At 69.1% G+C, this 14,118-nt stretch carries 10 protein-coding genes; 8 read left to right on the top strand and 2 right to left on the bottom strand.

Annotation, left to right across the window (positions count from 1 at the left end):
• Positions 1–369 precede the first annotated feature (369 nt).
• Positions 370–819, bottom strand: a complete 450-nt coding sequence (locus PMI01_RS03785) for a VOC family protein (RefSeq protein ID WP_007663263.1) — start codon at positions 817–819, stop codon at positions 370–372.
• A 460-nt stretch (positions 820–1,279) separates the two neighbouring features.
• On the opposite strand from PMI01_RS03785, the gene PMI01_RS03780 reads away from it, so the two are divergent.
• Both PMI01_RS03780 and PMI01_RS03775 read left to right on the top strand, forming a co-directional pair.
• Positions 1,280–2,608: an LLM class flavin-dependent oxidoreductase gene (locus PMI01_RS03780; protein WP_007663262.1), complete on the top strand. Its 1,329-nt coding sequence runs from the start codon at positions 1,280–1,282 to the stop codon at positions 2,606–2,608.
• A 79-nt stretch (positions 2,609–2,687) separates the two neighbouring features.
• Positions 2,688–3,941, top strand: coding sequence for an MFS transporter (locus tag PMI01_RS03775; RefSeq protein WP_007663261.1), 1,254 nt, complete (start codon positions 2,688–2,690; stop codon positions 3,939–3,941).
• Positions 3,942–3,953: 12 nt separating this feature from the next.
• Here PMI01_RS03775 and PMI01_RS03770 read toward each other — a convergent pair whose 3' ends face one another.
• Positions 3,954–5,630: an FAD-binding dehydrogenase gene (locus tag PMI01_RS03770; RefSeq protein ID WP_007663260.1), complete on the bottom strand. Its 1,677-nt coding sequence runs from the start codon at positions 5,628–5,630 to the stop codon at positions 3,954–3,956.
• Between the two features lie 853 nt (positions 5,631–6,483).
• Between PMI01_RS03770 and PMI01_RS03765 the strand changes: the two genes are divergently transcribed.
• The 6 genes from PMI01_RS03765 to PMI01_RS03740 form a co-directional block, all read left to right on the top strand.
• Positions 6,484–9,438, top strand: a complete 2,955-nt coding sequence (locus PMI01_RS03765) for a TonB-dependent receptor (RefSeq protein WP_007663258.1) — start codon at positions 6,484–6,486, stop codon at positions 9,436–9,438.
• A 197-nt stretch (positions 9,439–9,635) separates the two neighbouring features.
• The gene (locus tag PMI01_RS03760; RefSeq protein WP_007663256.1) at positions 9,636–10,118 is read left to right on the top strand and encodes a hypothetical protein; all 483 of its coding nucleotides are present in this window, start codon (positions 9,636–9,638) and stop codon (positions 10,116–10,118) included.
• Positions 10,119–10,126: 8 nt separating this feature from the next.
• The gene (locus PMI01_RS03755) at positions 10,127–10,900 is read left to right on the top strand and encodes an ABC transporter ATP-binding protein (protein WP_007663254.1); all 774 of its coding nucleotides are present in this window, start codon (positions 10,127–10,129) and stop codon (positions 10,898–10,900) included.
• Positions 10,897–12,078, top strand: a complete 1,182-nt coding sequence (locus PMI01_RS03750; RefSeq protein WP_007663253.1) for an ABC transporter permease — start codon at positions 10,897–10,899, stop codon at positions 12,076–12,078. The genes PMI01_RS03755 and PMI01_RS03750 overlap by 4 nt, the downstream gene beginning before the upstream one ends.
• A 22-nt stretch (positions 12,079–12,100) precedes the next feature.
• Entirely contained in the window at positions 12,101–13,573 is a 1,473-nt protein-coding gene (locus PMI01_RS03745) for a TolC family protein (protein WP_202948068.1), read from the top strand.
• Positions 13,549–14,118: biotin/lipoyl-binding protein (locus PMI01_RS03740; protein ID WP_007663249.1), on the top strand; the 570-nt coding region annotated here is incomplete at its 3' end. The genes PMI01_RS03745 and PMI01_RS03740, both read left to right, overlap by 25 nt.

Here is a 14,118-nt window from a genome sequence, read left to right as displayed (position 1 = left end):
GGCGGCTGCCGGTCCTCAGCCGTGACAAGCGCCTGGTCGGCATCGTGTCGCTCAGCGATCTGGCGGCGATCCGCGCGGCCGGGCCCGTCGGAGCGGCCCTGGCCGATATCGCCCGCCCCGGCGGCGAACATTCGCAGACCCGGCACTGACGCCACCGCGGGCGTCATGGAAGCATGAGGGCCTCGGAATCCTCGAAGCGCCCAGACGATCGTTGTCCGTGGGCGCGGTGAGGCTTCGCGCCCGCATGTCCCGCAGGGCGCTGGCTCGAATCGGACCTCGTGGTCGTGGCGAACGCCACGACCACCTTATCCACGCCATGTCTCCCTTGGGCTTGCTGGCCCTCTCAGGCGGAGCCCTCCTCGCGAGGCTTCATTCCGCTCCGCCCGCCGGACGCCAGTCCTGACCGGGCACGGTGTTGACCATCCACGGGATGCCGAACCGGTCGGTCAGGCTGCCGTAGCCGGGCGACCAGAAGGTCTCGGCGAAGGCCATGCCGACCTTGCCGCCTTCGGACAGGGCCTCGAAGACGCGTTTCGCCTCGGCGGCGTCCTCGGTATGGAACGTGACGTCGAAGCCGTTCTTGGGCTTGTCGATGTTCGGGGCGAACTCGGGCGGCATGTCCGCGCCCATCAGGGCCTGGTCGCCGACCTCCAGCCAGCAGTGCATCAGCCAGTCCTTGTACTTGGGATCGACCGGCATGTCGGCCGGGCCTTCGCCGAACGGGAAGGCGGCGGTGACCTTTCCGCCCAACACGCGGGCGTAGAAGTCGAAGGCTTCGCGGCATTCGCCCTGGAAGCTCAGGCTGGTGACGATCTTCACGGCGTTTCTCCTCGGTTCCGGTTTTTGAAGGTCAGCGTGCAGGCGGTCGAAGGTCCGAGTCCATCCGCGCTTGCCCCCGGCCAGGCGGGCCTCCGGCTTCGGGACCTCGTGAGTGACGTCCATGCGGAGGTGTTCGTCTGGCGGGGCGGCTGGGATGGCTGTGACCAGGGTCTCAACGGGCGGGGCCCGCTCATGGTTCTCCCCATCCGACATCGGCGATTCAAGCGGGTCAGGATCGGCGGACCCTCGACCAGCGCCGTGCGGCGGCTCCACGAATTGGGATCCTTGAAGTGAGGCTTGAGCCGCGCTGCTGAGTCGGCGGGCGCTCGGGCGGCCAGACAGAAATGCTGGCCACGCCTTGCGGAAATTTGCACGGCCCGAGCGCGGCGAAGCGCCAGGCGCGCGCCTATCTCTGCGCCAGACGGGCGAGGTCGATCCTCGCCGGCGGCGGGACGCTCCGATGAGCCAGACCAAGCAACTGAAGCTGGGCGCCTTCATGCGGCCGGTCAGCATCCATACCGGGGCCTGGCGCTATCCGGGCGCGATCCCCGACGCCAATTTCAATTTCCCGGCCATGAAGCGGTTCATCCAGACGCTCGAGCGGGGCAAGTTCGACGCTTTCTTCATGGCCGACCACCTGGCCGTGCTGAACATGCCGGTCGACGCGCTCAAGCGCAGCCACACGGTGACCTCGTTCGAGCCGTTCACCCTGCTGTCGGCCCTGGCCGCCGTCACCGAGCATATCGGCCTGATGGCCACCGCCTCGACGACCTACGACGCGCCCTATCACATCGCCCGGCGCTTCGCCTCGCTGGACCACATCAGCGGCGGCCGGGCGGGCTGGAACATCGTCACCACGTCCAACCCCGACGCCGCCCTGAACTTCGGGCTCGAGGAGGACATGGAGCACGACGCCCGCTACGACCGGGCGCGCGAGTTCTACGACGTGGTCACCGGTCTCTGGGATTCCTTCGCCGACGACGCCTTCGTCCGCGACGTCGAGGCCGGGCTCTATTTCGATCCGGCCCGGATGCATGTGCTGGATCACAAGGGACCCAACCTGTCGGTGCGCGGGCCGCTGAACATCGCCCGTCCGGTGCAGGGCTGGCCGGTGATCATCCAGGCCGGCGCCTCGGAAGCCGGACGCCAGTTGGCGGCCGAGACCGCCGAGGTGATCTTCGCGGCCGGGGCCAATCTGGAAGCCGCCAAGGCCTTCTACGCCGACATCAAGCGCCGCATGGCGCTGGTCGGCCGCGACCCCGACAGCCTGAAGATTCTGCCGGCCGCCTTCGTGGTGGTCGGCGACAGCCTCGAGGAGGCCACGGCCAAGCGGGCGAAGCTCGACAGCCTGGTGCACTACGACAGCGGCATCGGCACGCTCAACAGCATGCTCGGCCACGACGTGTCGGCCTATGACCCCGACGGCCCGCTGCCCGAGATCCCGCCGACCAACGCCAGCCACAGCGCCCGCGAGCGGGTGATCGACCTGGCCCAGCGCGAGAACCTCACCATCCGCCAACTCGCCGCGCGCATGGGCAGCTACGGCGGTCCGGCCTTCGTCGGCACGCCCAGGACCATCGCCGACGAGATGCAGCGCTGGCTGGAGGAGGAGGGCTCCGACGGCTTCAACGTCATGTTTCCCTACCTCCCCGAGGGGCTCGACGACTTCGTCGACAAGGTGGTTCCCGAATTGCAGCGGCGTGGAATCTTCCGCACCGCGTACGAGGGCGCGACCCTGCGCGAGAACCTGGGCCTGAAGCGGCCATCCAGCCGGTTCTTCCCCGACTAGTCGCCGGTCAACGCCCCTTTCGCCAAAACACCACACGTCAGTAACCGGGCCTTAGAGCGCCCGAGCACCGGAGACCGCCATGGATGGTTCCACGATCGCCAAGCAGGCCCAGGACGCCTCGATCCCGGAGATCCAGGTCGGGTCCAGCGCCGAGCCGCCCGCCGCCTGGGCCGCGATCGGGGCCCTGGCCCTGGGCGTCTTCGCCCTGGTGACCTCCGAGTTCCTGCCGGCCAGCGTCCTGACGCCGCTGGCGGCCGACCTGGGCGTCAGCGTCGGGGCGGCGGGCCAGGCGGTCACCGCCACCGCCGTCATCGGCGCCATCGCCGCGCCCCTGACGCCGGTGCTGACGGGGCGCCTGGACCGGCGGCTGGTGATGTGGAGCCTGATGGCGCTGCTGTGCGCCTCGAACCTGCTGACGGTCTTCGCTGTCAACCTGCCCATGCTGTTGGTCGCGCGGATCCTGCTGGGCGCCAGCCTGGGCGGCTTCTGGTCGATGGCCGCGGCCCTGGCCATGCGGCTGGTGCCGGTCCGGGCCCTGCCCAGGGCGATGTCGATCGTCTTCACCGGCGTGTCGGTGGCGACGGTCTCGGCCGCCCCGGTCGGGGCCTATGTCAGCGACGTCCTGGGATGGCGCGCCGCCTTCGTCATCGCCGGCGTGGTCGGGGCCCTGGCGTTGCTGGCCCAGGTGCTGACCCTGCCCAGGCTGGCGCCGACGGCGCCGCCGCGCCTGCGCGGCCTGTTGCAGGTGGCGCGTCGCCCCAGCGTCGCGATAGCCCTCGTCGGCGTCCTGCTGGTGATCTCCGGCCACTTCGCCGGCTTCACCTATGTTCGTCCCGTGCTCGAGCAGGTGACGCGGCTGGACGTCGGCGCGATCTCCCTGGTCCTGCTGGCCTTCGGCGTCGCCGGGTTCTTCGGCAACTTCGCGGGCGCCTTCCTGGCCGAACGCGATCCGCGCCTGGCGGTGCTGGGCGGCGCGGGCCTGGTCGCCGCCTCGGCCCTGGCGATCGTGACCCTGGGCGCCTGGCCTGCCGTGGTCGCGATCGCCTTGACCGTCTGGGGCTTCGCCTTCGCCATGCTGCCGGTCGGCTTCCAGGCCTGGGCGACCTCGGAGGCTTCCGACCAGGCCGAGCTGGCGGGCGGCTTGTTGACCTCGACCTTCCAGGTCGCCATCGCGATGGGGGCGATCTTCGGCGGCGTGCTGGTCGATCACCTGGGCGCGGTCAGCGCCTCGGCCTATGCCGGCCTGGCCGCCGCGTCGGGCGTCGCCCTGGTGCTGGCGGCGCGGCGCGAGCGCCCCGTGGCGACGCCGGTTCCCTGCGAGGCTTGCCTGTAGGGACGGGGCGGCTCAGACCATGCCCGCGAGGGCGCGCCCCGCCGCCCGGCCCGAGAAGATGCAACCGCCGAGAAAGGTGCCTTCCAGCGCGTTGTAGCCATGCATCCCGCCTCCGCCGAAGCCCGCCGCCTCGCCGGCGGCGAACAGCCCCTCCAGCGGCGCGCCGCCGGACGTCAGCACCCGGCCCGAAAGATCGGTCTGCAGTCCGCCCAGCGACTTGCGAGTCAGGACGTGCAGCTTGACCCCGATCAGCGGTCCCGTCTTCGGGTCGAGAATGCGGTGGGGCGTCGCCGTCCGCGCCAGCCGGTCGCCCAGGGCGCGCCGGCTGTTGTGGATGCCCATGACTTGCAGGTCCTTGGCGAAGGGGTTGGCGATCTGGGCGTCGCGGTCCTCGACCTGGCGGCGGACCAGCGCCGCGTCCAGCAAGGGTTGCTCGGTCAGGGCGTTCATCCTGCCGACCAGGGTCTCCAGCGTGTCGGCGACCACGAAGTCCGCGCCGTGGCGCTTGAAGGCCTCCACCTCCGGCGGCGCGCCCTTGCCCAGGCGCGACCGCAACAGGCCCAGCACTCGGCGGTTGGTGATGTCGCCGTTCTGTTCGGACCCGGAAAGGGCGAACTCCTTCTCCAGGATCTTCTGGGTGACGACGAACCAGGAGTGGTCGTGCTCGGCCAGGTCCGGCGTCGTGCGGAGGTGGCGCAGGGTCGCGACGGTGTCGTAGCCGGGCAGGGCGGGGAAGGGCAGGCGTCGGCCCAGGGCGTCGAACCACATCGCCGAAGGGCCCGGCAGGATGCGGATGGCGTGACGGGGCCAGATGGGGCTCCAGTTCCGCACGCCCTCGACATAGTGCCACATGCGGTCGCGGTTCACGAGCCGGGCGCCGGCCGCGCCGGCGATGTCCAGCATCCGCCCGTCGACATAGGCCGGGACGCCGGTGATCATGTTTCGCGGCGGCGCGCCCAGCCGCTCGGGCCAGAAGCGCCGCACCAGGTCATGGTCGCCGCCGATGCCGCCGGTGGCCAGGACGATTGCCTGGGCCTTCAGGGTGAAGTCGCCGACCACCTCGCGACTGGACGGCGCGCCGCGCCCCGCGTCGTCCGGCGCCAGAATGGCCCCGGCGACTCCGGTGACCCGACCGCCCTCGACCAGCAGTTCGTCGACCCGGCGCCGGTGATGAAAGGTCAGCAGGCCGCCGGCGGCGGCCTCCCGGGCGCGCCGGGCGAACGGCTCCGACACGCCGGTGCCCGTGCCCCAGGCGACATGGAAGCGTGGCGCGGAGTTGCCGTGGCCGAAGGCGTGGCCGCCGCCGCGTTCGGCCCAGCCGACCATGGGGGTCAGCTTGATCCCGTGGCGGCGCAGCCAGTCGCGCTTCTCCCCGGCGGCGAATTCCACATAGGCGCGCGCCCAGCGCACCGCCCATTCATCCTCGGGCAGGGGGCCGTCCAGCCGATCCCAGCCGGCGCTGCCCTGCCAGTCCCGCCAGGCCAGGTCGAAGCTGTCGCGCACGCCCAGGCGTCGTTGCTCCGGCGAATTGACCAGGAACAGGCCGCCGAACGACCAGAACGCCTGACCTCCCAGGTTGGCGGCGTTCTCCTGGTCCACCAGGGCGACGCGCTTGCCCGCCCGGATCAGTTCGCTGGTCGCGACCAACCCCGCCAGTCCGGCTCCGACGACAATCACGTCAGCGTCCATGGTCTCCCCCTCGCCAGGTCAAGCGATAGTGGATATTTTGACATTTATGTAAATATAAGATCGGCGCGAAAATTCTGGATGAGCCCCTCTGTTCGGGGCCGGGGAGGGCGATTGGTCCGGCCCTTGGGGCGGTTCTCGGTAAGGCGACGCCGTCGGCAAGGGGCGCGTGTCGGCTCTCCCTGACGTTGTTTTGTGTCAATGGAAGCTATGTATCTACATTTAAGTAAATATATGGCGTTGCATGGATTGTTCGGCCCTGGCCACCGATCTGAGGCGCGCCTCGCGGCCTTCAGCAAACGTTTCCAGCGCACCCGCGCAGCCTTGATGCTCCGTCTCGCCCGGTCGGACCTCGGCGCTTTTCGTGGCTTGGTCTCCAACGAGAGGTTGTAGTGGCTGGCCCGGCCCAGGCGCCGTCATCGGTGCGCTCACCCGTTCGCCATCCTCGACGGTGTCTTGAGCCGTCTGGTTGGCGTGGTGTTTCGATCGGCCCACGCCTACAGCGCCTGGGGTCTTCTGACTCCCGGCGCGCCTTGCCCTGAAGGCGCTCCGGGCCGGACACCGTCGGTCTCGACGGGCCGAAGCGCATCATCCGCGAACCCTTGTCGATGACCGGTCCGCGCCCCGAGGGGCGGTTCCTGGAGCCGCGATGTCGCCGACCAGAGCGGCGCGAAACTTCCCCAACGTCACTAAACACCAATGTAAGTAATGTATTGACAGGGTGGTGAATAGATGGATGGTTGGCGGCGCAAAGCCGTCGGCGTTTCGCCCTGCCAGACGGACAAAGATCAGGGGCGGAGGAAACGTTCATATCGGTCCAGCTGAGGGGTTGGGCCGGGTCAGGGGAGGATTCTGCATGGCTTCATCGGCCTGTGTTCGCGCGCGTCTGGCTGTCACCGCGTCGGTCGTCGCTCTCGCCGTCGGGGCGGGGTCGGCCTGGGCGCAGGAGGTGACGCAACTCGACGACGTCATCGTCACGGCCCAGAAGCGCGAGGAATCGATCCAGGACGTGCCGATCGCCGTGACGGCCCTGTCGTCCGAGAACCTGGATACGCTGAAGATCGAGGGGGGCTCGGAGTTGGTGCGGGCCGTGCCGAACGTGACCTTCTCCAAGGCCAATTTCAGCATGTACAACTTCTCGATCCGCGGGATCGGGACCAAGGCGATCTCGGCCAGCAGCGACCCGGCCGTCGCGGTCAGCTTCAACTCCACGCCGCTGATCCGCAACCGACTGTTCGAGCAGGAGTATCTCGACGTCCAGCGGGTCGAGGTGCTGCGCGGGCCGCAGGGCACCCTGTACGGCCGCAACGCCACCGGCGGGGTGGTCAACATGATCCCCAAGCTGCCGGGACATGAGTTCGAGGGCGTGATCAAGGGCGAGGTCGGCAACTACGACTCCCGCCGGATGTCGGGCATGATCAACGTGCCGCTCGGCGACACCTTCGCCGTGCGCGCCGCCGGTTCGATGACCAAGCGCGACGGCTTCGACTACAACAGCTTCAACAACACCCACGTGAACGACCGCGATCTGTGGTCCACCCGCCTGTCGGCGGCGTGGGAGCCGACCAGCCGCTTCCGCACCAACCTGATCTGGGAGCATTTCGAGGAAGACGACAACCGCTCGCGCACCGGCAAGCAGCTGTGCACCACCGACCCCGGCCCGACGCGGGCGGGCAGCGTCACCATCACCTCGCCGATCATCCGCAACCGGCTGAGCCAGGGCTGCCTGCCGGGCTCGTTGTATAGCGACGCGGCCTATGGCGTGCCCAACGGCGGCGCCTTCGCCCACATCTTCCTGGCGTCTCTGTCCTATGGCCAGAACGCCCAGGGCCGACCTGTCCAGGCGGTGCCCCTGGGCACCGACCCCTATGCGGGCCTGACCCAGTCCCGGAACTTGCGCGAAATCGCGACCAGCTACGATCCGATCTTCCGTGTGAAGAACAACGTGGTGCAGTTCAACATGGAGTTCGACCTCAGCGACAAGCTGAAGCTGGTCTCCCAGACGGCCTATGCCGAGGACAACTACTACTCCTCGCAGGACTACAACCGGTTCGTCTCCAATCCGATCTTCAGCAACTCCGACGGCCTGTTCGACGTCCTGGGCCGGCCGATCGTCGCCCCGACCACGCCGACGCCTGGCGGGTACTACACCGATCCCCAGCTGGGCATGTCCAACCGGATGGTGTCGGCCGACCTGAGCCGGTCCGACAACCGCCAATGGACCCAGGAGCTGCGTCTGCAGTCGGACTTCGACGGAAAGTTCAACTTCAGCCTCGGCGCCAACTATCTGGATTTCAAATCCCAGGACGATTATTTCGTCTTCAACAACGTCTTCACGTTCCTGGCTGAATATTACTACAACGTCGCCGTCGGTCTGCCGAGCAATGTTGGACGGCAGACCCAGCCCTGCACGCCGCAGACGACCAAGGAATGCATCTACGTCGATCCCACGCCGATGAACCAATTGGCCGGCGACGGTCACAACTACTTCCGCAGCAAGAACGTCATCCACACCCGGTCCTGGGCGGTGTTCGGCGAGGGCTACCTGGACCTGTCGCCCGAGTTCCGGCTGACGGCGGGACTGCGCTACACCGACGACCGCAAGGTCAGCACCCCCTATCCCAGCCAGCTGCTGCTGGGCGCGGATCGCGGCAATCCGGGTCCGTCGTCGGGCGGCTATGTCAGCCGGGACTATCCGGCTCTGCCCGACATCGATCAGCGGTGGGACGCCGTCACCGGCCGGCTGGTGCTGGACTGGAAGCCCAAGCTCAGCTTCACCGACGAGACCCTGGTCTACGCTTCCTACTCACGGGGCTACAAAGGCGGCGGGTCCAATCCGCCGCGCGTCGACATCAATCCGACGGTCATCCAGTATCAGCCTCTGCCCGAGAAATTCGAGCCGGAATACGTCAACGCCTTCGAGATCGGGACCAAGAACTCGCTCCATGGCGGCAAGGTCAGGCTGAACGCCACGGCCTTCTATTACGACTACACCGACTACCAGGTGTCGCAGATCGTCGACCGTATCTCGTTGAACGAGAACTTCGACGCCAAGAGCATGGGGCTGGAACTGGAGACGGTCTTCCGTCCCAACCGCGCCTTCCGGGTGGACGCCAATTTCGGCTATCTGAAGACGCGGATCGGCGATGGCGAAAGCTCCATCGACGTCATGAACCGCACCCAGGGCAATCCCGACTGGATGGTGCTGCGCCCCTGGCTCCAGGTGCCGTCGAACTGCGTCGCCCCGACCAAGTACGTGCAGACCATCCTTTCGCGGCCGTTCCCGCCGGAGATGACGGTCGTCGCGCTTCAGGCCCTGTGCGGCGGGTCGCTGCGGACGGGCACGTTCAATCCGAACTTCCCGTCGAGCGTGCCCTTCTGGCGCCTGTTCGGCTTCAACTATGACCCGCTGACCGAGGCCCCGAACGGCGGGCGCGGGTTCAAGGCGGACCTGAGCGGCAATGAGCTGCCCAACGCGCCGAACTGGACCGCCAACATCGGCGCTCAGTACACCTTCTTCCGGGGCCCATGGAGCCTGACGTTCCGCGGCGACTACTACTATCAGGGCAGCAGCTACGCCCGCGTCTACAACACCGAATACGACCGGTTGAAGGCCTGGGACAACGCCAACCTGTCGGTGACGCTCGAGCGGCCCGACCAGGGCCTGGTCTTCCAGGCCTACGTCAAGAACCTGTTCGACAAGACGCCCATCACCGACACCTTCACCAACAGCGACGACACCGGCCTGACCGCCAACGTCTTCACCCTGGATCCACGTCTCGTGGCGTTCAGCGTGTCCAAGCGCTTCTAGCGCACCGCTCGGCGACTCGCCGCCCCGCATGGCCGGGGCGGCGGCTTTTTTCGCGACGTCCTCCAAGGGCGCCGTGTGATGATGCGTTGTTCGTATAAGCCATTGTTTTTTATTGAGAATTTAATTTGACTCCCCCTGCTGTTAGTAGTTGCATCGCTCAGACCTCCAATGAGAGGTTGCAATAGGAGGAAGACGACATGTTGAAGAGCGCTTCTATTCTGTCCGCCGCCGTGTTGGCCGTGGCCGGCCTTTCCGCCCCCGCTTCGGCCTCGGCTGCGACCATCAGCCCCTCCGGCGCTTTCACCCTCACCGGCACGCTGACCCTGCAGCAGTCGACGACCGTCAACTGCAACGTCACGCTGAACGGCACCGTGGCCGCCGGCGGCGGCTCGGCCACCATCACCGGCGGTTCCTTCGCCCCCGGCGACTGGCAATGCGGCTGGCTGATCTCGCCCACCGGCTTCAACTGGACGATCACCCCGAACGGCGGCACCTCGATCACCATCACGGGCATCGGCGCCACCTCGATCCTCGGCAACTGCAGCGGCAACATCACCACCAACTGGACCAACGGTTCGCCGGGCAGCGTCACCTTCACGGGCGCCACCATTCCGGGCTCGCCCGGAACGTGCACCATCACCGGCACCCTCAAGAGCTCGCCGTCCCTGACGGTGTCCTGAGCCGCCTGATGGCGCGGTCGAATTTCGACCCTTCCATCCCTGACCTCGCCGGGAGCCTTCGGGCTCCCGGCGTTTCTTGCTTTGGGGGCGCGCCCGCCGCGCTGGCCCTGGTCGGCGTGTCGAAGGCCTATGGGGCCGGCCCCACGCGCGTGCCGGTGCTGCACGACATTTCGCTGAGCATTCCGGCCGGCGATCTTGTCGCCATCGTCGGCCCGTCCGGCTCGGGCAAGAGCACGCTGCTGAACCTGATCGGCCTCCTGGACCAGCCCGACAGCGGCGAGATCCGGCTGGACGGACAGCGGGTCGCCTTCCAGTCGCCGGCCGAAGCGGCGCGACTGCGCAACCGCATGATCGGCTTCGTCTTCCAATCCTTCCAGTTGTTGCCGCGCCTGACGGCCTGGGAGAACGTGGCGCTGCCCCTGCTGTATCGAGGCGCGCCGCGCGCCGAACGACGCGCCCGCGCCCTGGCCATGCTGGAGAGCGTCGACCTGGCCGACCGGGTCGACCACCGGCCCGCGGCGCTGTCGGGCGGCCAGTGCCAGCGCGTCGCCCTGGCCCGCGCCCTGATCGGGGAACCGCGCCTGATCCTCGCCGACGAGCCGACCGGCAGTCTGGACACCGCCACCGGCGCGACCGTCATGGATCTGCTGCGGGACTTGAACCGGCGGCTGGGGACGACGATCGTCATGGTCACCCACGACCCGGACCTGGCGGCCCGCTGCGACTCCCTGATCGAGATCCGGGATGGGCGCATCCGGACCCCGCGCGAGGAGGCGACATGACGACCAACGCCGCGCCGACCGCCCTGTTCGTCGAAGCCCTGGACAATCTGAAGGGGCAGGGGCGGCGCTCGCTGTTGGCGTTGCTGGGGGTGGTCATCGGCTCGGGGGCCATCGTCGCCCTGCTCAATCTCGGCCACATGGCGCAGCTGGAGACCCTGAAGCGGTTCCGCCAGACGGGGGTGGACATGCTGCAGGTCGTGGCCCAGCCGACCGGCGCCGAACCGGTCGGGCTCGACCTCGGGGCGCTGAAGGCCGCGGCCGCGTCCGAACCCGGAGTGGTGCGGGTCACGCCGCTGGCGACGGCGCGACTTCCGGTCCGGGCCGGCGCCCGTCAGCTCGACGCGATGGTCGCCGCCGTGCCGCCCGCGATGGCCGAGGTCGCCGGATTGCGGGCCGCGACGGGGCGGCTGCTGGGACCGATCGACGATTGCGGCGCGGCCGCCCTGGTCGGCGCGCGGCTGGCGGGCGACCTGTCCGGACCGGGCTCCGCCCTGGCGCCGGGCGCCTTGATCACGGTCGGCGACTACGGCTTCACGGTCGTGGGCCTGTTGCGGCCCGTGCCGATGGAGGCGCTGAGCCCCGTCGACTACGACCAGGCCGTCGTCATCCCGCTGGCCTGCGCGCGCCGCGTGGCGGGGCCGGACCCGACGGCCGCCCTGATCCGCCTGCGCCTCGACGCCGATCCCGAGGCCGTCGGACGTCGCCTGACCACGCGGTTGAGCCGTCCGGGGCTGGGCGTCCAGGTCCGCGACGCCCGGGCCATGATCCGCGCCATGAACGCCCAGGCGGCGGTTCATTCCCGGCTCTTGACGGCGATCGGCGCGATCTCCCTTCTGGTCGGCGGGATCGGGGTGATGAATGTCATGCTGATGACGGTGATGGAGCGACGGCGCGAGATCGGCCTGCGCGCCGCGATCGGGGCGACGCCCAGCGACATCCGGCTGATGTTCCTGATCGAGGGGGTGGTGCTGTCGCTCAGCGGCGGCGCGCTGGGGGCGGCGCTGGGCGTGGCGGCGACGGCGATGATCGCCAAGATGTCCGGCTGGACCTTCGACCTGGCCCTCTGGGTGCTGCCGCTGGGGCCGGGCATGGCGGCGGTGGTCGGCCTGATCTTCAGCCTCTATCCCGCGATCACCGCGTCGCGCGTTCATCCGATCGAGGCCCTGCGTGCGGACTAGTCGGGTGGCGTGGGCGAGTGTCTTGGCCATATGCGGCGTGGCGACGGCTTCGGCGGCGGGCGCCCAGGCCCAAGGCGTCGTGGGCGTGCCGTCCTTCAGCGTGTCGCCGGTCGCCGGCGTGCCTTCGCCTTCCGCGACGCCGGTCCCGTCCGGCGCCGCGCTGAATCTCGGCCTCGAGGAAGCCGTGGCGCTGGGCTTGCGTCAGAACCGCACCATCCGTTCGGCCTATCTGCAGCGCGCGGTCGAACGGTTCGATCTCTTCGTCGCCCAGCGCGCCTTCGTTCCGGTGGGCGGGGTCGCGGCCGAGGTGGTGCGACGTCGCTCCGCGAGCGGCGAGACCACGACGGAGGCGGTGGTTACGCCTTCGGCCGGTTGGCGCACGCCGCTGGGGACGACCGCCGCCTTCGTGTGGGACCGGCGCGAGCGGCTGGAGGGCGGCGCGGGCGGGGCCAGGAAAACCCTGTCCCTGAGCCTGCGACAACCCCTGCTGCGCGGCGCCGGCCTCGACGTCAACATGGCCCCGGTGCGCGTCGCCCGCTTGCAGGAGGAGATCAATCGCCTGCGCCTGAAGGCGACGGTGTCGGACACCGTCACGGCCGTCGTCTTCGCCTATCGCGGTCTGATCCAGGCGCAGGAGCAGCTGCGTCTGGCCGAGTTGTCGCTGGAGCGGACCCGCGCCTTGCTCGAGACCAACCGGGCCCTGATCGAGGCCGGCCGGATGGCGGCGGCCGATATTGTGCAGACGGAATCCGGCGTGGCGAACCAGGAGGTGGCGGTGCTGGAGGCCCGTCGCCAGCGGGCTTCGGCTCAGGTGACCCTGCTTCGGCTGCTGGCGCTCGACCCGCGCACCAATGTCATGGCGTCCGACGACATCGCGGCCACGCATGTCGAGGTCGATCTGAACCTGGCGGTCGAACTGGCGCTGGAGGCGCGGGTCGACGTGCTGGCCCAGCGCAAGTCGATCGAGCAGGCGCGGCAAGCCGCCGCCGTGGCGCGCAACAACCGCCTGTGGGACCTGTCCGTGGTCGGCTCCCTGACCCGGCAAGACGGCGACTGGGGCCCGGGCGTGCTGTCGGGGCGCACGGATCACACCATCGGCCTGACGCTGGGCATCCCGATCGGAGACTATTCCGCCCGCCAGGCCGACCTGGCCGCCTCGACCAGCCTGAAGACCGCCGAGCTCTATTATGAGGACCTGGCGGCGGCCGTCGAGGCTCAGATCCAGGACGCCGTCCAGACGGCCGAGAGCACCTGGCGCCAGCTGGAGGCCGCGCGCCGCGCCCGTGACCTGGCCGAACGGGCCCTGGAGCTGCAGCAGGAAAAGTTGCGGGTGGGGCGCGCCTCCAACTTCGAGGTGCTGTCCTTCCAGTCCGAGCTGAGGGCCGCGGACAGCCAGGAATTGACGGCCCGGATCGCCTACCTCAACGCGCTGACGGCGCTGGACCAGCAAATCGGGAGCACGCTCGAGACATGGCGCATTTCCTTGAACGATTAGGGGCGCGATGGGGCCGAGGGTGGCTCTATACGGGCCTGGCCGTGGTGGTCGGCGGCCTGCTGGTGGTGGGCATGACGCGCGGCCGCGACAAGGCCACCGGCGACGTCGCGACGGAACAGAGCGCCGTGGCGCAGCGCGGGCCCTTTGTCCTGTCCGCCAACTTCACGGGCCGGATCGCCCCGGGGGCCCGGATCGACGTGACGGCGCCGTTCGACGCCCGCGTGGCCGAGGTCCGCTTCACCTACGGCGACCAGGTCGAGGCGGGGCAGGTGCTGGTCGAGCTCGACCCCGCCGATGTGGGCCGCAGTCGCGCCGAGGCCGAGATCGCCTGGCTGAGGGCCGAGGCGGAGGCGTCGCGATTGGACAACTGGGAGCAGGGGCCGGAGGTGAAGCGCGCCGCGCGCGCGGTCACGACCGCTGACGCCGAACTGGGCGATATCGAGGCCAAGCTGGGGGAGACCAAGGCGCTGCTGGACCGTGGCCTGGTGCCGCGCAGCGAGTACGACACCGTCGTGCAGCAGCGGCGCCAGCGACAGGCGGCCGCC

The organism is Caulobacter sp. AP07 (genome assembly GCF_000281955.1).
Classification (GTDB): Bacteria; Pseudomonadota; Alphaproteobacteria; order Caulobacterales; family Caulobacteraceae; genus Caulobacter.
This window is presented reverse-complemented; position numbering and strand designations above follow the sequence as displayed.

Excerpts from the sequence above, each read along its gene's own strand:
- PMI01_RS03780 (WP_007663262.1), top strand. The coding sequence starts at position 1,280 with ATGAGCCAGACCAAGCAACTGAAGCTGGGCGCCTTCATGCGGCCGGTC.
- PMI01_RS03775 (WP_007663261.1), top strand. The coding sequence starts at position 2,688 with ATGGATGGTTCCACGATCGCCAAGCAGGCCCAGGACGCCTCGATCCCG.
- PMI01_RS03770 (WP_007663260.1), bottom strand. The coding sequence starts at position 5,630 with ATGGACGCTGACGTGATTGTCGTCGGAGCCGGACTGGCGGGGTTGGTC.
- PMI01_RS03765 (WP_007663258.1), top strand. The coding sequence starts at position 6,484 with ATGGCTTCATCGGCCTGTGTTCGCGCGCGTCTGGCTGTCACCGCGTCG.
- PMI01_RS03760 (WP_007663256.1), top strand. The coding sequence starts at position 9,636 with ATGTTGAAGAGCGCTTCTATTCTGTCCGCCGCCGTGTTGGCCGTGGCC.
- PMI01_RS03755 (WP_007663254.1), top strand. The coding sequence starts at position 10,127 with ATGGCGCGGTCGAATTTCGACCCTTCCATCCCTGACCTCGCCGGGAGC.
- PMI01_RS03750 (WP_007663253.1), top strand. The coding sequence starts at position 10,897 with ATGACGACCAACGCCGCGCCGACCGCCCTGTTCGTCGAAGCCCTGGAC.